The 19,366-nt window shown below is 67.6% G+C and carries 18 protein-coding genes; 7 read left to right on the top strand and 11 right to left on the bottom strand.

Features of this window, described 5'->3' with window-relative positions:
• Positions 1-9 precede the first annotated feature (9 nt).
• The 3 genes from AB0876_RS24495 to AB0876_RS24485 all read left to right on the top strand — a co-directional run bounded on the left by AB0876_RS24495 (position 10) and on the right by AB0876_RS24485 (position 4,580).
• Positions 10-3,009 (top strand): bifunctional [glutamine synthetase] adenylyltransferase/[glutamine synthetase]-adenylyl-L-tyrosine phosphorylase, encoded by a 3,000-nt coding sequence (locus AB0876_RS24495; RefSeq protein WP_526043141.1) that lies wholly within the window; start codon positions 10-12, stop codon positions 3,007-3,009.
• An 87-nt stretch (positions 3,010-3,096) separates the two neighbouring features.
• The gene (locus tag AB0876_RS24490) at positions 3,097-3,726 is read left to right on the top strand and encodes a PaaI family thioesterase (protein WP_491840552.1); all 630 of its coding nucleotides are present in this window, start codon (positions 3,097-3,099) and stop codon (positions 3,724-3,726) included.
• Positions 3,723-4,580, top strand: coding sequence for a TIGR03619 family F420-dependent LLM class oxidoreductase (locus AB0876_RS24485; protein ID WP_526043140.1), 858 nt, complete (start codon positions 3,723-3,725; stop codon positions 4,578-4,580). Before AB0876_RS24490 ends, AB0876_RS24485 begins: the two co-directional genes overlap by 4 nt.
• Here the strand turns inward: AB0876_RS24485 and AB0876_RS24480 are convergent.
• The 3 genes from AB0876_RS24480 to glnA form a co-directional block, all read right to left on the bottom strand.
• Positions 4,577-4,996: a DoxX family protein gene (locus AB0876_RS24480; RefSeq protein ID WP_491840554.1), complete on the bottom strand. Its 420-nt coding sequence runs from the start codon at positions 4,994-4,996 to the stop codon at positions 4,577-4,579. The genes AB0876_RS24485 and AB0876_RS24480 overlap by 4 nt on opposite strands.
• A 32-nt stretch (positions 4,997-5,028) precedes the next feature.
• Complete coding sequence (gene dtd, locus AB0876_RS24475) at positions 5,029-5,460, bottom strand: D-aminoacyl-tRNA deacylase (RefSeq protein ID WP_491840555.1); 432 nt, start codon at positions 5,458-5,460, stop codon at positions 5,029-5,031.
• A gap of 218 nt (positions 5,461-5,678) precedes the next feature.
• Positions 5,679-7,115: a type I glutamate--ammonia ligase gene (gene glnA / locus AB0876_RS24470; RefSeq protein WP_491840556.1), complete on the bottom strand. Its 1,437-nt coding sequence runs from the start codon at positions 7,113-7,115 to the stop codon at positions 5,679-5,681.
• Positions 7,116-7,271: 156 nt separating this feature from the next.
• Here glnA and AB0876_RS24465 point away from each other — a divergent pair, with 156 nt between their 5' ends.
• Positions 7,272-7,748, top strand: a complete 477-nt coding sequence (locus AB0876_RS24465) for an RDD family protein (RefSeq protein ID WP_491840557.1) — start codon at positions 7,272-7,274, stop codon at positions 7,746-7,748.
• 2 nt (positions 7,749-7,750) lie between these two features.
• On the opposite strand, the gene AB0876_RS24460 is transcribed toward AB0876_RS24465, so the two are convergent.
• The 3 genes from AB0876_RS24460 to lipB are packed head-to-tail and all read right to left on the bottom strand — an operon-like array spanning position 7,751 to position 10,134.
• Positions 7,751-8,503 carry a DUF4191 domain-containing protein gene (locus AB0876_RS24460; RefSeq protein ID WP_491840558.1) on the bottom strand — a complete coding sequence of 251 codons (753 nt, stop codon included), beginning with the start codon at positions 8,501-8,503 and terminating at the stop codon, positions 7,751-7,753.
• 4 nt (positions 8,504-8,507) lie between these two features.
• Complete coding sequence (lipA, locus tag AB0876_RS24455) at positions 8,508-9,452, bottom strand: lipoyl synthase (protein ID WP_526043139.1); 945 nt, start codon at positions 9,450-9,452, stop codon at positions 8,508-8,510.
• A gap of 4 nt (positions 9,453-9,456) precedes the next feature.
• Positions 9,457-10,134, bottom strand: coding sequence for a lipoyl(octanoyl) transferase LipB (lipB, locus tag AB0876_RS24450; RefSeq protein ID WP_491840560.1), 678 nt, complete (start codon positions 10,132-10,134; stop codon positions 9,457-9,459).
• Positions 10,135-10,203: 69 nt separating this feature from the next.
• Between lipB and AB0876_RS24445 the strand changes: the two genes are divergently transcribed.
• Complete coding sequence (locus AB0876_RS24445) at positions 10,204-10,695, top strand: STM3941 family protein (protein WP_491840561.1); 492 nt, start codon at positions 10,204-10,206, stop codon at positions 10,693-10,695.
• On the opposite strand, the gene AB0876_RS24440 is transcribed toward AB0876_RS24445, so the two are convergent.
• Positions 10,692-11,597: a TIGR01777 family oxidoreductase gene (locus AB0876_RS24440; RefSeq protein WP_491840562.1), complete on the bottom strand. Its 906-nt coding sequence runs from the start codon at positions 11,595-11,597 to the stop codon at positions 10,692-10,694. The genes AB0876_RS24445 and AB0876_RS24440 overlap by 4 nt on opposite strands.
• Before the next feature lie 25 nt (positions 11,598-11,622).
• Entirely contained in the window at positions 11,623-13,392 is a 1,770-nt protein-coding gene (gene sucB, locus AB0876_RS24435; RefSeq protein WP_526043138.1) for a 2-oxoglutarate dehydrogenase, E2 component, dihydrolipoamide succinyltransferase, read from the bottom strand.
• A 213-nt stretch (positions 13,393-13,605) separates the two neighbouring features.
• Between sucB and AB0876_RS24430 the strand changes: the two genes are divergently transcribed.
• Together AB0876_RS24430 and AB0876_RS24425 are read left to right on the top strand one after the other, a co-directional pair.
• Positions 13,606-13,959 carry an oxidoreductase gene (locus AB0876_RS24430; protein ID WP_526043137.1) on the top strand — a complete coding sequence of 118 codons (354 nt, stop codon included), beginning with the start codon at positions 13,606-13,608 and terminating at the stop codon, positions 13,957-13,959.
• A 67-nt stretch (positions 13,960-14,026) separates the two neighbouring features.
• Complete coding sequence (locus AB0876_RS24425) at positions 14,027-15,763, top strand: SDR family oxidoreductase (protein WP_526043136.1); 1,737 nt, start codon at positions 14,027-14,029, stop codon at positions 15,761-15,763.
• Positions 15,764-15,767: 4 nt separating this feature from the next.
• Here the strand turns inward: AB0876_RS24425 and AB0876_RS24420 are convergent, their stop codons facing one another.
• From AB0876_RS24420 to AB0876_RS24410, 3 genes are read right to left on the bottom strand one after another with little or no spacing between them, the layout of a single operon-like run.
• Entirely contained in the window at positions 15,768-16,685 is a 918-nt protein-coding gene (locus tag AB0876_RS24420; protein WP_491840566.1) for a lytic transglycosylase domain-containing protein, read from the bottom strand.
• A 25-nt stretch (positions 16,686-16,710) separates the two neighbouring features.
• Positions 16,711-18,234 (bottom strand): leucyl aminopeptidase, encoded by a 1,524-nt coding sequence (locus AB0876_RS24415; RefSeq protein WP_526043135.1) that lies wholly within the window; start codon positions 18,232-18,234, stop codon positions 16,711-16,713.
• Positions 18,231-19,322: an adenylate/guanylate cyclase domain-containing protein gene (locus AB0876_RS24410; RefSeq protein ID WP_526043134.1), complete on the bottom strand. Its 1,092-nt coding sequence runs from the start codon at positions 19,320-19,322 to the stop codon at positions 18,231-18,233. Before AB0876_RS24410 ends, AB0876_RS24415 begins: the two co-directional genes overlap by 4 nt.
• Between the last annotated feature and the right edge of the window lie 44 nt (positions 19,323-19,366).

Genomic DNA, 19,366 nt, shown 5'->3' with positions numbered 1-19,366 from the left:
CGTCGGGGGATGGCCAAGCCTGCAACCGATCGCCCGAAACTGCCCAGCGTCGGTCGGCTCGGTCTGGTGCATCCCCAGGCAGCGGCCCACTTGGAACAGCTCGGCTGGAACACCGAGTCGCACGTCGAACTGCTGTGGTCGCTGTCGCGTGCACCGGACGCCGACGTCGCGCTGCTGTCAATGATCCGGTTGACCGATGCGCTCGGCGCCGACGCCGACGAACTCAACCGCCGGCTCCTGACCGACAAGGCGCTGCGGGGCCGGCTGTTCGGGGTACTCGGCTCCTCGCTGGCTCTCGGTGATCACCTCGTCGCCCATCCGCAATCGTGGCGGTTGTTGGCCGGTGCGGTCGACCTCCCCGGTGCCGATGAGTTGCACAGCGTGTTCACCGCTGCGGCCAGGTCAGCCGAGATCGACAGGGGCACAAGCAGTGCCGTGCCCGCGCTGCGGGATCTCTACCGGGACCGGTTGCTGGTCCTGGGTGCGCTCGACGTCGCCTCTACCGTCGAGAACGAGCCGGTGCTGCCCTTCGTCGAGGTGGCCGCCCACCTGTCCGACCTGGCCGATGCCGCGCTGAGCGCCGCGCTGACGGTGGCCACCCGCGTCGTGTGCGAAGACGGCGTGCAGCCCCGGCTGGCGGTCGTCGCCATGGGCAAATGCGGAGCGCGCGAACTGAATTACGTCAGTGACGTCGACGTCATCTTCGTCGGGGAATCGGTCGCGGACGGCGACGGCGACGACAACCTGGCCACCGCGACCCGGGTGGCCGGCGAGATGATGCAGTTCGCCGCCGATGCGTTCTTCGAGGTCGACGCCGCGTTGCGCCCCGAAGGTAAACGCGGACAACTGGTCCGCACGCTGGAATCCCATGTCGCCTACTACCAGCGCTGGGCGAAAACCTGGGAATTCCAGGCCCTGCTCAAGGCGCGTCCCGCCGCAGGCGACGCCGAACTGGGCAAGGCCTACATCGAGGCACTGATGCCGATGGTGTGGACCGCGTGCGAGCGTGAGGATTTCGTTCCCGAGGTCCAGGCCATGCGCCGCCGCGTCGAGGAGCTCGTCCCGGCCGGAGTGCGGGCCCGCGAGATCAAGCTCGGCACCGGCGGCCTGCGCGACGTCGAATTCGCCGTCCAGCTCCTGCAATTGGTGCACGGCCGCACTGACGACTCACTGCATGTGGCGTCCACCGTCGACGCGCTGGCGGCGCTCGGCGAGGGCGGTTACATCGGCCGCGACGACACCGCCAACATGACTGCCTCCTACGAATTTCTGCGGCTGCTCGAGCACCGGCTGCAGCTGCAGCGGCTCAAACGCACCCACATGCTGCCCGACGACAGCGACGTAGAGGCGTACCGATGGCTGGCCCGTGCGGCGCACGTGCGCCCCGACGGCCGGCACGACGCCCAGGGCGTGCTGCGCGAGGAACTCAAGCGGCAGAGCATGCGGGTGTCGCGACTGCACGCCAAGCTCTTCTACCAGCCTCTGCTCGAAACAGTGGGCCAGCCGGCGTTGGGCATCGGTGCCGGCATGAGCACCGAGGCGGCCGAACGTCAGCTTGCCGCACTGGGTTACGAGGGGCCGCAGAGTGCATTGACCCACCTGGCCGCGCTCACCGGCCAGAACGGGCGTCGGGGCACAGTGCAGCAGGTGCTGCTGCCGACCCTGTTGGACTGGCTGTCGGACACCCCCGACCCGGACGCGGGCCTGCTGGCCTACCGCCGCATCAGCGAGGAACTGTCCGAGCAGCGCTGGTACCTGTCGACCCTGCGCGACGAGGGCGCGGTGGCCAAGCGGTTGATGCGGGTGCTGGGCACCTCGGCCTACATCCCCGAACTGCTGATGCGCGCCCCCGAGGTGATCCAGTTGTACGCCGACGGGCCCAACGGGCCCAAACTGCTCGACGGCGATCCCGACAGCGTGGCCCGCGCCCTGGTGGCCTCGGCCGGCCGGCACCCTGACCCGGTACGCGGCATCGCCGCCGCCCGCACCCTGCGCCGTCGCGAACTGGCCCGGATCGCCTCCGCGGACGTGCTGGGCCTGCTCGACGTGACCGACGTGTGCAAGGCCCTGACTTCGGTATGGGTCGCCGTGTTGCAGGCCGCACTCGACGCGGTGATCCGGGCCAACACACCCGAATCCGGCGCGCCCGCACGCATCGCCGTGATCGGGATGGGCCGCCTCGGTGGCGGCGAACTCGGATACGGTTCCGACGCCGACGTGATGTTCGTGTGCGATCCGAACACCGGCGTCGAAGACTCAGCGGCGGTGCGCTGGTCGGTGAGCATCGCCGAACAGGTCAGGGCACTGCTGGGGACACCGAGTGCGGACCCGCCGTTGGAGGTCGACACCGGGCTGCGCCCGGAGGGCCGTAACGGGCCCCTCGTGCGCACGCTGGCGTCATACGCGACCTATTACGAGCAGTGGGCGCAGGCGTGGGAGATCCAGGCCCTGCTGCGCGCTCACCGGGTGGCCGGTGATCTGGAGCTCGGCGAACGTTTTCTGCTCATCGCCGACAAGACGCGTTACCCCGCCGGTGGGGTGTCGGCCGAAGCCGTCCAGGAGATCCGCCGGATCAAGGCGCGCGTGGACGCCGAACGGCTGCCCCGCGGCGCGGACCCCAACACCCACACCAAGCTGGGCCGTGGCGGACTGGCCGACATCGAGTGGACCGTGCAGCTGCTTCAGCTGCGTTACGCCCACAACCTGCCTGCGCTGCACAACACTTCGACCCTGCAGACCCTCGATGCGATCGGTGCGGCCGAACTGGTCGCCGAGAGTGACGTCGAGCTGTTGCGCGAGGCCTGGCTGACGGCCACGCGGGCGCGCAACGCCCTGGTCTTGGTGCGCGGCAAGCCCACCGATCAGCTGCCCGGGCCGGGCCGTCAGCTCAACGCGGTCGCGTTGGCGGCGGGGTGGGGCAGCGACGACGGCGGGGAGTTCCTGGACAACTATCTGAGGGTGACGCGGCGGGCGAAGGGTGTGGTCCGCAAAATTTTCGGCGGGGAGTAGCCGCCAGGGCTTAACTGGCCCCCGCGTGCAGGACGTCCCAGTGGCTGGTGTTAATAAGGGCGTATAACCAATTCACTGGGAGTCCGGATGAAGCACACGTTCGACGTCATCAGCGCGGCCGAGCACGAACGGCTCGAAGCGCTCTACGAACCCTTTGCCCGGGCGATGCGCGAACTCGTCGACGCCGGCGTGCGCACCCAAGTGGACCCGCAATCCATCACCGAGGCCACCGCGGCCGTCGAGGCCGTCACCGCCTCGCTGCGCCGCGAACAGCGCGACGGGCCACACGCCTTGCTTCATGCCGAGACCAACCGCCCGGTGGTGTGGGCCAACCCGGTCGTCGGACTGCGCAACGCACTGGCCCCGCCGCTCGTGATCGAGCATGCCGAGGACGGCAGCTGCTGGAGTGAATTCGTGCTGGGCGCCGCCTATGAGGGGCCGCTGGGCTGGGTACACGGCGGCATCTGTGCGCTGGTGCTCGACCACATTCTCGGCGAGGTGGCCAGTGGGGGACTGAACGAGCCGCGCTACACGGGCACCATCACGTGCCGGTACAACCGCGGCACTCCGCTGGGGCCGCTGCGCGCCGAGGCCTACATCGACCGGACCGAAGGTGTCAAAACCTTTGCGCGGGGCCACATCAGCGATGGTGACGGGATCACCGTCGAGGCGGAAGGCATCTTCATCACGCCGGCGTGGGCACGGGACGCCGGATGAAGTTCTACGTAAGCATGGCCTTCATGGACACCCGGGAGGCCGTCGAAGTGGCCAGGGCCGCAGACGATCTCGGGTACGACGGCATGGGTATCCCGGATCACGTGGTGAACCTGGAGACGCTGTCCACACCGTATCCGTACACCAAGGACGGCAAGCGGCGCTGGGAGGCGTTCACCGACTGGCCGGACCCATGGGTGATGATCGGGGCGCTGGCGCTCGTCACCACCAGGTGCAAGTTCGTCACCACCGTCTACCTGCCCGCGATGCGTGACCCGTACTCCGCCGCGAAAGCCATCGGCACCGCGGCCTATCTGGCCGACGGGCGGCTGGAACTCGGCATCGGCGTCGGCTGGTGCGAGGAGGAATTCGAGCTGCTGGGCCAGCAGTTCGCACGACGCGGCAAGCGCACCGACGAGATGCTCGAGCTGATGAAGAAGCTGTGGCAGCCCGGCTGGACTGAGTTCGACGGCGAGTTCTATTCCACACCACGTCTCGAGATGGAGCCCACGCCGCCGCGGATCCCGATCTACGTCGGCGGTCTGTCCGACATCGCGCTGCGCCGGGCAGCGCGCCACGACGGCTGGATCGGCGATCTGATCTCCACCGATGACGCCCTGCAGCGGGTCGATCGGTTGCGCGAGGTGCGCGCCGAAAAGGGTTTGACGATGGATGATTTCACCATCATCACACCGCTGACCGACGCATTCACCCCCGAGCACTACGCGCGTGCGGAGGCCGGTGGGATTCAGGGCATCATCACCATGCCGTGGATGTTCTACTCCGGGCCTTCGGCGACCCTGGCCGAGAAGATCGACGGGATGAAGCGGTTCCGCAAGGACCTCGCGCTGGACTAGGCGGCAAGCCGCTTGCGGCGCGTGGCGTCCAACGCGTAAGCGCCACCACCGATCGCGGCGAGCAGCAGGAAGCCGAAGCAGTACAGCACGGCGAGTTCGCCGCCGTTCTCGATCGGCCACAGGCCGTTGGGCTGATGCTGGGTGAAGTAGGCGAACGCCATCTCGCCGGAGGCGATGAAGGCCGCGATGCGGGTGAACAAGCCCGCCATGATCATCAGGCCGAGCACCAGCTCGATGACGCCGGCGTACCAGTACGGCCAGGTGCCGACCGGGGTGGCGCCACTACCGGAATCGACTGGCCAGGCAAATAGTTTCGATGCCCCGTGGATGGTGTAGAGGAGGCCGAACACGACACGGAACAAACTGATGACGGCGGGCGAAAGCGAGCCGAGTCGGGTGTCCAGATTGGTCGTCATAGGCAGACAATACGCTTACCAGGACAGGAAACTCACAGCTCGAGCAGCACCGTTACCGGTCCGTCATTGACTAGTTCCACCTTCATATGAGCCCCGAAAACTCCTGTTTGCACAACCGCACCCAACTTCTTGAGTGCGTCCGCGAATTCCGCCACCAGAGGTTCAGCAACGGCACCGGGTGCGGCCGCGTTCCAGGACGGGCGCCTGCCTTTGTCGGTGTTGGCGTACAGCGTGAACTGGCTGATCACCAGGATGGGTGCGGCAACGTCCGCCGCGGACTTCTCACCGTCGAGAATCCGCAATTGCCAGAGCTTTTCGGCCATCCGCCGGGCCTTGGTGGCGTCATCGTCATGGGTCGCCCCGACCAGGGCGACCAGCCCCTGCGGGTTCGGCGCGATCGAGCCGACGATTTCGCCGTCGACCGCAACACTCGCCGATGTCACCCGCTGCACCAGAACCCGCATCGGTCCATTGTGCGGGCAGGGACCGCTGTTTCTACGCCTGGGTCGTGCTCATCGAACATCGACGACCCGGGAGTGGAAATCGACGTGACTGATCACGGTCTGTGGATACGGAAAGGCCGGGCGACACCCGAATCGGATGTGCCCGGCCTGGCCGTTCTACTGCGACTTACACGTCGCGTCGGCGGTGCCGACTTACACGTCGCGTCGGCGGTGCCGACTTACACGTCGTAGTAGAGCGAGAACTCGTAGGGGTGAGGCCGGATCTGGATCGGCATGATCTCGTTCTCCCGCTTGTAGGAGATCCAGGTCTCGATCAGGTCCTCGGTGAACACGCCGCCCTCGGTGAGGTACTCGTGATCTTCTTCGAGCCTGTCGATGACCGCGGCCAGCGAGGTCGGGGCCTGCGGGATGTTGGCGGCCTCGTCCGGCGGCAGCTCGTAGAGGTCCTTGTCGACCGGGGCCAGCGGCTCCATCTTCTTCTTGATGCCGTCGATGCCGGCCATCAGCATGGCTGCGAATGCCAGGTACGGGTTACCCGAGCTGTCCGGGCAGCGGAACTCGAGGCGCTTGGCCTTCGGGTTGTTGCCGGTGATCGGGATACGGACGCAGGCCGAGCGGTTGCGCTGGCTGTAGACCAGGTTGATCGGAGCCTCGTAGCCCGGCACCAGACGCTTGTAGGAGTTGACCGTCGGGTTGGTGAACGCCAGCAGCGACGGGGCATGGTGCAGGATGCCGCCGATGTAGTGGCGGGCCAGGTCGGACAGCCCCGCGTAGCCGGACTCGTCGTGGAACAGCGGCTTGCCGTCTTTCCACAGCGACTGGTGGGCGTGCATGCCGGAACCGTTGTCACCGAACAGCGGCTTGGGCATGAATGTGACGGTCTTGCCGTTCTGCCACGCGGTGTTCTTGATGATGTACTTGAACAGCTGCACGTCGTCGGCCGCGTGAAGCAGCGTGTTGAACTTGTAGTTGATCTCGGCCTGACCGGCGGTACCCACCTCGTGGTGGCCGCGCTCCAGGGTGAACCCGGCGTTGATCAGGTTGGTCGACATCTCGTCGCGCAGGTCGACGTAGTGGTCGTACGGCGCCACGGGGAAGTAGCCACCCTTGGGGCGGACCTTGTAACCGAGGTTGGGACGGCCGTCGGCCTCGGAGGGCTCGCCGGTGTTCCACCATGCCGACTCGGAATCCACCTCGTAGAAGGTGCCGTTCATGCGGGAGTCGAAGCTCACCGAGTCGAAGATGTAGAACTCGGCCTCGGCACCGAAGAAACAGGTATCGGCGATACCCGTGCTGGCCAGGTAGTTCTCCGCCTTGCGGGCCACGTTGCGCGGGTCACGCGAGTAGGCCTCGCGGGTGAACGGGTCGTGCACGAAGAAGCTCAGGTTCAGCGTCTTGGCGGCGCGGAAGGGATCGATGCGGGCGGTGTCGGGGTCCGGCAGCAGCATCATGTCGGATTCGTGGATCGACTGGAATCCGCGGACCGACGAGCCGTCGAACGCGAGGCCGTCCTCGAATACGCTCTCGTCGAACGCCGACGCCGGGATCGAGAAGTGCTGGACGACGCCTGGCAGATCGCAGAAGCGAATGTCGACGTACTCGACGTTCTCGTCCTTGATCAGCTTGAAGATGTCGTCGGACGTCTTTTCTGCCACTTCAGTGTTCTCCTTTACTGGTAACCCGCGGGTTGACGCTAAGGACACGATGTTGCGCAGTCGTCAACCATATGTTGCGCGCAAGTTACGCGATGACCGTTCTCTGTGACATGAGCTACTCGCCGCAACGAAACCGGCCACGCCTATTCTGGCCCTATGGCGCGCACGATGGGAACTTGGCTGTCCGGACCTTCCTCCGAACCCGCCAGTGGATATCCGGGCGAGCGGCTCGGACTGCCCCAGCAGGGGTCCGGGTCGATCGCCCGATTCGGCCGGCGCGTCGGTGCCATTCTGGCCGACTGGCTGATCTCGCTGGGCCTGACGGCGGTGCTGGCAGTGTCCTTCGGGCTGATGAGTCGCGACGAACTGCTGTACTCGATGGATTTCCGGAACATCGCACTGCTGGTGTGGTTGGTGATCGGGGTCGCCGCCGTGCGCTTGTTCGGCTTCACCCCGGGCCAGTACCTGCTGGGTCTGGCGGTGATCCCGCTCGACGGTCGCGACCACGTCGGGTTGGGCCGGGCGCTCACCCGCAACCTGTTGATCGTGCTGGTCATCCCGGCGCTGTTCACCGACGAGGACCATCGAGGTCTCCACGACCTGGCATCGAAGACCGCGGTGGTGCGGCGCTGAACCTAGCGCCGACGCACCGTGCGCTGCACGCCACGCATCTTCGCGCCGGCGGGCATCGGACCCTTGGGCATGCCGGCCGGACCGGCCTTGGTGCCCAGTGCAGCGAGCCGGGACTCGATCGAGTCCATCTGTTTGACGGTGATGTTGGCCGGCAGCTTGTTCAGGTGGCGCTCCAGCTTGGATAGCGGCACCTCGCCCTCACCGTTGCCGACCACGATGTCGTAGATCGGGATCTCGCCGACCAGGCGGGCGGTGCGCTTCTTCTCCTGCGCCAGCAGCGGCTTGACCCGGGTGGCCGAACCCTCACCGACGAAGATCACACCCGGACGACCGATCACCCGGTGCACTGCGTCGAAGTGACCCGTCGCGGCGACACCCGGGGTGACCCGCCACTTGCCACGCAGGTTGTCGAGCGCCCAGGCCGCGGCACCCGTCTGGCCCTCGGCCTTCTTGTACACCGACTTCTGGGCCCGGCGGCCGAAGATGATGAACGCGACGAGCGCGCCCAGCACCACACCGAGCGGCACCATCGTGTACATGGTGAACCCGCCGATGAGCAGGCCGGCGACCACAGCGGCGGCCACGATCAGCACGAACGCGCCGATCATGTACGGCAGCAGGCGCTTGTCCTCTTTGCGCTGGATCTGGAATGCCTGCCACAGCTGACTGCGCCGCTGTTTCGAGGCCGCCTTACGGGCAGCCTTCGCCTCGGCCTTTGCCGCCTTCGTTTCTGCGGCAGTGCGGGTTTTCGCCATTACTTCAGGATACGGGGGGTCGATCCGCGAACCGAACCCGCGCGGCCTGGGCATAGAGCCGGCCCGCGCGGTAGGACGAACGGACCAGTGGTCCGGCCAGCACACCGGCGAATCCCAGGCCCTCGGCATAGCTCGACAACTCGACGAACTCGTCGGGGTGGACCCAGCGTTCGACCGGATGGTGACGCGGTGACGGCCGCAGGTACTGGGTGATGGTGACGATGTCGCAGCCCGCATCGTGCAGGTCGTTAAGGGCCTCGCGCACTTCCTCGGAGGTCTCGCCCATCCCGAGGATCAGGTTCGATTTGGTGACCAGACCGAAGTCGCGGGCGGAGGTGATGACCGCAAGGCTGCGGTCGTAGCGGAACGCCGGCCGAATGCGCTTGAAGATGCGCGGCACCGTTTCGACGTTGTGCGCGAACACTTCTGGGCGCGACTCGAAAACTTCCTGAAGCTGTGCGGGCTCACCGTTGAAGTCCGGGGCCAACAACTCCACGCCGGTGTTCGGGTTCAGCGCATGGATCTGACGGACCGTCTCCGCGTACAGCCAGGCCCCGCCGTCGGGCAGGTCATCGCGGGCCACCCCGGTCACCGTGGAGTACTTCAGCCCCATCGCCTGCACACTCTCGGCGACCCGGCGCGGCTCGTCGCGGTCCAGCTCGGCCGGCTTGCCGGTATCGATCTGGCAGAAGTCACAGCGGCGGGTGCACTGCTCGCCGCCGATCAGGAACGTGGCTTCCCGGTCCTCCCAGCATTCGAAGATGTTGGGGCAGCCGGCCTCCTCGCACACCGTGTGCAGGCCTTCGCGGCGAACCAGGCCCTTGAGCTCGGTGTACTCCGGACCCATCTTGGCCCTGGTCTTGATCCACGGTGGCTTGCGTTCGATGGGCGTCTGCGCGTTCCGCACTTCCAGACGCAGCAGCTTCCGACCTTCAGGCACCACAGTCACTGGTTCATCCTACGTTCAGCGCTACTTCCAGGCGTCCGTCGAGCGCGTCGGACACGGCCGCGGCGACGCGGCCGGTGACGTCCTCGACGGTGATGCGACGGCCGAGTTCCGCCGTCAGCGATGTCACGCCGGCATCCGCGATCCCGCACGGCACGATCGACGAGAACGCCGACAGATCGCAGTCACAGTTCAGCGCGAACCCGTGCAGCGTCGTGGCCCGGGACACCCGGATGCCGATCGCGCCGACCTTGCGGGCCGGCCGCAGCCCATCGCCGGGAACCCACACCCCGGACCGTCCCTCGACCCGGCCCGCCTGCAGACCGAGATCCGCGCACACGCTGATGAGTGCTTCCTCAAGGCGCCGAACGAAATTCACGACGTCGAGCGGCTCGGTCAGGCCGATGATGGGGTAGCCCACCAACTGTCCGGGCCCGTGCCAGGTGATCTTGCCACCGCGGTCCGTGTCGACGACGGGAGTGCCGTCCACCGGGCGTTCGTGCGGCTCGGTCCGCTTGCCGGCGGTGTAGACCGCAGGGTGCTGCAGCAGCAGCAGAGTGTCGGGCCCACCGGCCACCCTGGCATCGGCGATCTCGCGCTGTAGTTCCCAGGCGGCTTCGTAATCGACCGTCCCCAGCTGCCGCACCGCCACCGGTGTCGGCGCCGAGCGGATGGATGCTGCCATGATCGTCCACGCTACTCGCGCGCAAAATTGCTGACCGGCGCAGGGGTTTGCGCCCGATATCGTCGGACGGTGCCGACCTTTTCCGCTCGCTTCTCGCCGTGGCGACTGGTGCTGCTGCTGTTGTTCACGCCGCTTTTCGCCGCGATATCGGCCTCGATGACCTTGAACGCTGAGCTCTCGCTGCTGTACCGGGCACTCGGTGGGGCCAGTTGCCTGATTTCCCTGAGCCTGGTGGTCATCGCGGTGATCGGGCTGTTGGACCGCAGCGAGCAGGTCCGGGTGGCGCCCGACGGCATCTACTACAAGCGGTGGTCGGAGACGGTCATCCCGTGGGACGAGATCGTCGATGTGACGGTGTTCAAGGACCGCTATCAGAACTTCATCATGCTGCGCCTGGCGGACCCGCAACGGTTTCCGTCGACGACGCTGGTGGGTCGATTGGGCCGGGCCAATCGGCGGCTGGCCGGCGGTGACGTCGCAATATCGCTGACCTATATGGACCGTTCGTTCGACGATGCCATGACGGTGATCGAGGACTACCGGGCTACGTCAGCTCGCTAGTCCTTGGGCGCGGTGGCGTACGCCAGCGCCTCGCCGACGGTGTTGTGGTGGAAGCTGAATCCGGCCCGTTCCAGGGCAGCGGGGATCGCGCGCTGGCCGATGAGCAGTCCTTCGTCGGCGATCTCACCGAGCAGCGTGCGCAGCGCGAATCCCGGAACCATCACCGGGGTGGGACGGTTGAGCGCCCGGCCCAGTGCCGCGGTGAACTCGGCGTTGGTCACCGGGGCCGGCCCGGTGAGATTGACGGGGCCGGACAGGCTTTCGGTCGCCATCGCGAACAGCACCGCGCGGATCTCGTCCTCCAGGCTGATCCACGGGATGTACTGCCTGCCGTTGCCCAGCCTGGCGCCCAGGCCGAGAGAGAACAGCGGCTTGAGCCGGTTCACCATGCCGCCCGACGGGGACATGACCAGCCCGGTGCGCAGCAGCACCACTCGCGTCCCGGCGGCGACGGCCGGCGCGGTCGCCGCTTCCCAGTCCGCGCACAGCCCGGCAAGGAAACCGCGCCCTTCGGGCGCGGACTCGTCGGTCACCCGGTCCCGGGTGTCGCCGTAGTAGCCGACCGCGCTCGCATTGATCAGCACCGGCACCCCGGCATCGGCGACCGCCCCGGCCAGCACCTCGGTGGGGCCGATCCGGCTGTCGCGCAGGCTCTGTTTGAAGGCGCCCGACCACCGTTTGTCGCCGACGCCGACGCCGCAGAGGTTCACCACCGCGTCCACGCCCTGAAGCGCCCCGGCGTCGAACTCGCCGGTGTCGGGGTTCCAGAACAGCTCGTCGCCGTTCGATGGTGCCCTGCGTACGATCCGGAGCACCCGGCGATCGGCAGCGCGCAGCGCTGTTACCAGCGCCGAACCGATCAGACCGGATGATCCCGCTATCGCGATGACGGCGTCCGCCACAGTGGGGAGCCCCTCCTAACGGCGTTTACAGCCCGAGGTCGGCCTCGAAAGCACCTTCTTCGAGCCTGCGCTTGATGGTGGTCACGAACCGGCCGGCGTCTGCGCCGTCGATCAGCCGGTGGTCGTAGGTCAGCGGCAGGTAGCACACCGAGCGCACACCGATCGACTCATTGCCGTACTCATCGGAGATCACCCGCGGTCGCTTGACGATCGCCCCGGTGCCCAGCATCGCCGCCTGCGGCGGCACCAGGATCGGGGTGTCGAACAGCGCGCCCTGGCTGCCTATGTTGGTGATGGTGAACGTGCCGCCGGACAACTCGTCGGGCTTGAGGTTGCCCGACCGGGCCCGGGCCGCGATATCGGAGATGGCGCGCGCCAACCCGCCCAGCGACAGGTCGCCGGCGTTGTGGATCACCGGGGAGAGCAGACCCTGGTCGGTATCGACCGCGAAGCCGAGGTGCTCGGCGTCGTAGTAGGTGATCTCCTTGGTGTCCTCGTTGTAGCTGGCGTTGATGTTCGGGTGGATCTTCAACGCATCGATGACGGCGCGGGCGATGAACGGCAGGTAGGTGAGGTTGACACCCTCGCGCTCGGCGAAATCTGCCTTCGCCCGGGCGCGCAACGCCACGATCTTGGTCATGTCGACCTCGTGGGTCTGGGTCAACTGCGCAGTCGCCTGCAACGATTCCCGCGTCTTCTTCGCGGTGATCTGGCGAATCCGGTTGGCCTTCTGCGTCGTTCCGCGCAGGTGCGCCAGCGCCGGGGACGGGGCCGCCGAGGAGGCGGCAGGTGCGGCCGCGGCAGGGGCCGCCGGTGCGGCCGGAGCCGAGGGAGCCTTTTTGGCCTCGGCCGCGGCGAGCACATCCTGCTTGCGGACGCGGCCACCGACACCGGTGCCCTTCACCGATGCGAGGTCGACACCGTTCTCAGCGGCCAACTTTCGCACCAACGGGGTGACGTACGGCGAGCCGTCTCCGGCTGCTGCCGGAGCCGCGGGAGTCGGTGCGGGGGCGGGGGCAGCCGGGGCCGGAGCAGCGGGGGCCGGCTCGGCCTTGGATTCCGGCGTGGGCTCGGGCTTGGGTTCCGGCTTGGGCTCGGGAGCAGGTGCCGGAGCGGGGGCCGCCGGGGCCGGAGCAGCGGCCGGCGCCGCGGAGGCGTCACCGATCTTCGCCAGCTCGCCGCCGACGGCTACGGTGTCGTCCTCTTCGGCGGTGATCTCCAGCAGGGTGCCGGCCACCGGCGACGGGATCTCGGTGTCGACCTTGTCTGTGGACACCTCGACGAGTGGCTCGTCGAGGCCGACCGAGTCGCCGACCTTCTTGAGCCAGCGGGTGACGGTGCCCTCGGTGACCGACTCACCCAACTCGGGCATCACGACGGTGGTGGCCGACCCGGAGGCGGCGGGAGCCGGGGCGGACGGCGCCGGCTGTGCCGGGGCCGCGGGCTCCGGGGCAGCAGTCTCGGCCGGCGCGGCCGAGGGCGCGGTGGCCTCGGGCTGCGGCTCGGGTTCGGGTTTGACTTCCGGCTCCGAGGCCGGTGCTGCGGACGCTTGTTCGCCGGCGTCGCCGATGACGGCGAGCTCGCCACCGATCTCGACGGTGTCGTCCTCCTGGGCGACGATCTTCGTCAGCACACCCGCGGCGGGCGACGGGATCTCGGTGTCGACCTTGTCCGTGGACACCTCCAGCAGAGGCTCGTCGAGTTCGACGGTGTCGCCCTCTTGTTTCAGCCAGCGGGTGACGGTCCCCTCGGTGACGCTCTCACCTAGCGCGGGCATCTGGACGGAGATGGCCATGTATTGACTCCTCGGACGGTCACTTGTGACGACTCGAACTCTGGCTTACCACAGCTAGGTGCACTGGGTACGGCACCTAGGTGGATTGTCGGAACCATCCTGTCACTGCAGCAACATTCGCACTCACTCAGGGTTGCCGATCCTCTGGCACTATCGAGTGAGGGTTTGCAGGGCGGTTCGTCGAACTTCCCCAGAGCTGAGGAGATCCGTCCGTTGGGCCTGTTCGATACGTTTCGCCGAAACCGGTCGGCGCGCGGATCCGGCAGCGACCAGGCCGGAGACCTGCAGTATCTGCAACGTTGGGTGGCCGAGCATGTCGGGGTCGAGGCATTCGTCGAACCCCGCACCACCGTCACGGAGGTGACCGTGGTGCTCGTTGCTGCGGACGGGGAATGGACGCGGCGCCGCACGGGTGGCGAGGCGGGCGCGCGCAGGCTCAGCGAGCGTTTGCAGATCCCCGTGTACGACGTGCAGAAGGTGGGATATCCGCAACGGATGCGGGACTACGACGCGCGTCGACGCATCGAACGGCAGCGCGCCGTGTACCGCGAACTCGACGACCGTTAGAGTCAAGGCAACCGGTACCTCCGGTATTGGATACTGTTCGTCACAGGTACCTCGTGGAGGGTGGACTATGCAGCGCTTCGTCGACAGCTCGGACGGAACCCGTATCGCGGTTTACGAACAAGGGGACCGGCAGCGCCCCACGCTGGTGATGGCCCATGGCTGGCCGGACTCCCACGTGCTGTGGAACGGTGTCACGGGCGAACTCGGGGACCGCTTCCACATCGTGCGGTACGACAACCGCGGCGCCGGGGCCTCGGATGTTCCCAAGGCCGTCGCCGCCTATCGCATGGATCGCTTCGCCGATGACCTGTCCGCGGTGATCGACGCCGTGAGTCCCGGCCGCCCTGTGCACGTGCTGGCCCACGACTGGGGGTCGGTCGGCGTATGGGAGTACCTGAGCCGGCCCGAGGCCTCCGAGCGGATGGCGTCCTTCACGTCGGTGTCGGGACCCAGCACCGACCACTACGGATCCTTCGTGCGCGGCCGCCTGGCCCGCCCGTACCGGCCCATCCGGTTCGCCAAGGCGGTGAACCTGGCCTCGCGGTTCAGCTACTGGATCCCGTTCTCGGTCCCCGTCGTCGCGCCGGCCCTGATGCGGCGCGGTGCCGCGCGTCGACTGCAGGCCATCGACACCGCCGGCCCCAAGTTCCAGTCCGAGACGCTCGACACCGATGCTGCCAACGGGCTGAAGATCTACCGCGCCAACGCGATTCGCTCGTTCACGACGCTGCGGAGCGACCACTATGTGACGGTGCCCGTGCAGTTGATCTGCAACGACCACGATCCCGTGGTGCGCGGGCACGGCTATGACGAGTCGTCCAAGTGGGTGCCGCTGTTGTGGCGCCGCGACCTGAAAGCCGGCCACTGGGCGCCGTTCTCACACTGGCGGGCCATCGCCAACGCGACAGCCGAACTGATCGATCACATCGAGGGTGCCCCGGCCTCCCGGGCACTGCGGCGTGCCCAGGTCGGCCGCTCGCGTGACCCCTTCAGCGACACACTGGTTTCGGTGACCGGTGCAGGCAGCGGCATCGGCCGTGCCACCGCTCTCGCCTTCGCCGCGCAGGGCGCTGAACTGGTGGTCAGCGATATCGACGAGGCTTCGGCCAAGGCCACCGCCAACGAGATCGCCGCGCGCGGCGGAGTAGCGCACGCCTATGGGCTCGACGTGTCCGACGCCGAGGCGGTGGAAAGTTTCGTCGAACAGGTCTGCAGCGCACACGGGGTGCCCGACGTGGTGGTCAACAACGCCGGAATCGGCCACGGCGGCAAGTTCCTCGACACCCCGGCCGAGCAGTTCGACCGGGTGCTCGATGTGAACCTCGGGGGAGTCGTCAACTGCTGCAGGTCATTCGCCCGCCGCCTCGTCGACCGCGGTACCGGCGGCCACATCGTCAACGTGGCCTCGATGGCCGCCTATTCGCCGTCGGCTTCGATGAACGCCTACTCGACCAGTAAGGCCGCAGTGTTCATGTTCTCCGACTGCCTGCGCGCCGAATTGGAGGCGGCGGGAGTCGGTTTGACCACGATCTGCCCGGGCATGATCGACACCAACATCATCGACACCACCCGCTTCGACGTCCCTGCCGAAAAGCAGGATCAGGTGGAGCAGTTGCGCGCGGCGACGAAGAAGGCCTTCGCCGCGCGGCGCTACGGGCCGGACAAGGTGGCCAAGGCCATCGTCGCCGCGGTCCGCAAGGACAAGGCGATCCGTCCCGTCACCCCGGAGGCCTATGCCGCCTACGGCGTGGCACGGCTGGTGCCCTCGGCGCTGCGCCGGGTGGCGCGGTCGGGCTCCCTGTAGACCGCTACTGCGGGTGGGCCGTCAGGTACTCGCCGACGGGTATCCGCGACTCCGCGGCGTACCCGATGGGCAGTAGTACGTCACCCGCGGTGGATACGTAGTACACATCCCAGCGGTAGAACGCGCCGAACGCCGCGGGATCGGCGGCCATCGCGGCGGCATAGTCGGTGACCGCTCGCACGTACTCGTCGGCGTTGTTGTACCGGAACAGGGCGTTGTCGGGGTCGTGCGCAAAACCGTTGGCGGCCAGGTAATTTCCGGCGGCCATGATGCTGTCCCGGGGTGAGTGGATGTCGCCGCCCAGGCCGTACGCGGCAAATGTGGATGGCATGAACTGCATCGGCCCCTGCGCGCCGGCCGAGCTGTCGCCGGTGACGCTGCCGAAGTGCGTCTCGATCAGGTTGATCGCCGCAAGGTAATTCCAGCTCACACCGGAGGCCGCCTCGGCCTCGCGGTACGCGTCCAGGAGCACCTGAGGCGGAGCCGGCGGGTTGATCCGCCACGCGGGCAGGCTGTCCCTGGGCTCGGCCAGCGTGGCGAGTTGCCGCCGCGCATCGACATTGTGGTCGTAGAACGCGACCAGTTCCGCGGGGATGCGGGGCCGGATGATCGCGTCCCATTCGGGGTGGCGGCCGATGGCCCGGTAGGCGACCTGCTGACGCCGGGCCGCCTGTATCAGCGCCGTCTCCGGTGTCGACGGATCGCGCAGGGCGCGCTCGTCGGCGACCAGATCCTGCGCCAGCCGACCCGGGTCCGCCGCCAGGAGCGGCTGCGCACCGGCGGGGGAGGTCTGCGTGGTGACAGGCGGCCGCGGTGTCGTGGTCTGGGTGCCCGGGCTCGGGGTTTCCGACGTTCCGGAACAGCCGGAAAGCACTGAGCCCAACGCGAACAAGATGGCGAGACTGCGAGCGATTCTCGGCATCTTGTTCACGTCGGCTCTGGCCCGATCAGCCGTTGTCGGCGATATCCTCCAGGACCGCGAACATCGTGCGCGTCGGCACTCCGGTGCCGCCCTTGGGCGTGTAACCCCAAGGCCCTCCGGTGTTGTAAGCCGGGGCGGCGACGTCGATGTGCGACCACTGGACCCCGTCGGCGACGAACTCGCGCAGATAGGTGCCCGCCACCAGCATCCCGGCGTAGCGGGACCCGCTGACGTTGGCCAGGTCCGCCACCGTCGACTTCAGGTCGTCCTTCAGTTCCTCGGGTAACGGCATGGCCCAGCCGTTCTCGCCGACGGACTGAGACAGCGTCGCCACCCGGTCACGGAACTCGTCGCTACCCATCACGCCCGGCGTGCGGGAACCCAGGGCCACGGTCTGCGCGCCGGTCAGGGTAGATGTCTCGATCAGATAATCCGGCTCGTCCTCGCACGCCCGCACGATCGCGTCGGCCAGGATCAGACGACCTTCGGCGTCGGTGTTGAGCACCTCGACGGTGATCCCGCCGTACTGGGTCAGCACATCGCCCGGGCGCTGCGCGGTCGACGACGGCATGTTCTCGGCCATCGGCACGGTCGCGATCACCTCGATCGGAAGGTTCTGCCTGGCGGCCAGCACCACTGTCGCGATGACCGCGGCGGCACCACCCATGTCCGAGGTCATGTGATGCATGTTGGCGGCCGGCTTGATCGAGATGCCGCCGGTGTCGAACGTGATGCCCTTCCCGACGAGCGCGACCCGCTTGGCCTTCTTGCCCTTGGCGCCCCGGTGGATCAACCGCACCAGGCGCGGCGGGCGCGATGACCCCTTGCCGACACCCACGATGCCGCCGTATCCGGCCTTCGCCAGAGCTTTGTCGTCGAGCACCTCGACCTCAAGCCCGGCGTCCTCACCCAAAGCCTTTGCGCGCTTGGCGAATTCGTCCGGAAAAAGGTGGCTGGGCGGGGTGTTGACGAAATCCCGGGCCGTCGCGACTGCCGAAGCGATGTCCACCGCGCGCTGCGCTTCCGCCTTGGTAGCGGCCTTGGTATCGGCGGCCAGGGCGACGATCTCGGTGAGGCCGGCGTCTTTGGGCGCGGTCTTGGCGCTGCGGAAGTCGTTGAAGCGGTAGGAGCCCAGGATCAGGCCCTCGACGGCGGCTTCCAGATCGATGTCGGACAGCGTGGTGACGACCGTCTCGGTCCCGTTCAACGACCGCGCGGCCGTGCCTGCGGCCCGGCGGATCGCATCGGCGGACCACTCGTCGCGCGGCTTGCCCAGGCCGACGGCCAGCACACTGGCAGCCGCGACGCCACTCACCACCACCCTGGTGACCTGGTCGGTGCCCCCCTTCGCGCCGAGCGCGGCGAGCGCGACGTCGATCTCACCGACCGCCTCGGCGTCGAGGAATGGGTTGCCGACGACGGTCGCGGTCGCGTCGTCATCCGGCCCGCTGACCACGGGAACGATCAGTACAGCGTCGCTCTTGCGTTTGGGCATCGAGGCGCTGACGGTGACGTTGGGAACCTGGTAACCGGGATTTGCGGGGCTCACCCCGCCCAGCCTAGACGCAGCGGGTAGGCGGCGACCGGCTTGGCGAAGCCCTTCAGCGTCAGAGAGCGAGGCGGCGCGAACGCCTGCCCGTCGAGGAGTTCGCGCAGCGGCTCGGACGCCAGGACCTGGCTGGGCTCGGCGGCCGCGACGAGGCGAGCCGCCCGATTCACCGGATTGCCGAAGTAGTCGCCGCCGATGGCCAGCATTTCGCCGAAATCGAGTCCGGCGCGCACCTGTAGATGGGTCTCGGCGGCTCGGGGGTGGGTCACCAGGTTTACGGCGACCTGGAGTAGCTCGGCGGGTTCGGAGCCGACCCACATGATGGCGTCCCCGAGGAACTTGACGACGCGGCAGCCGGCGGCGTGCACAACTTCGGTGCTGGTGGCACTGAACTCGTTGAGCAGTGCTGACAGCTCGGCGGACGTCAACATCTGGGTGAGCGTGGTGAACCCGGACAGGTCGGCAAAACCGATGCCGCACAACACATTCGAAGAGTCGTCGTGAACGACGTGCTCGAAATAGCTGCGCGCACTCATCACATGGTGGCGGTGCACGGCATCGATCATCGAGCCGATCCGGGGGATGAACCCGGCGGCCGTCCGGTAGGCCTTGGCGGTGATGAGCTCATCGTGGGACACGTTGAGCTGGACGTCGGGCGTGCTGGCTCGGCTCATCGCCGACAGCGCTTCGGCCAGGCGAGCCATACCCGAACCGATCACGCGCAGCAGGCCGGTGGCCTCGACGTCGCCGACCAGCAACCGCAACTCCGCCCAGGTGCGCAAGGTCTCCAGATCGGCCCTGCTCAGCGTCTTCACCTCGCAGCCGGCCACGGTCAGGCCCAGCGCGGCCCACGCCCGCTGCACATCTTCCAGCGGGACGTCGAGCTCGGCGGCCACATCGGCCAGACAGAATTCCGGCGGACCCGACCACTGCAGGACATCCCCGGCCAGCCCGAACAGCCGACCCCGGGACTCGGCCTCGATCATCTGCTCGGCGGTGAAACCCAGCCCGTCGAGGTACTCGATGAGCGGGGCACGGTCCCGCGCATCGGTAATCCCGGCGGCGGCCAGTGCATCGAAATCGACCACCCGACCAGTGTGCAATCCGTCGGCCCGATCCGGCAGGCAGTTTA

Source organism: Mycobacterium sp. NPDC049093 (assembly GCF_040704635.1).
GTDB lineage: Bacteria > Actinomycetota > Actinomycetes > Mycobacteriales > Mycobacteriaceae > Mycobacterium.
This window is presented reverse-complemented; position numbering and strand designations above follow the sequence as displayed.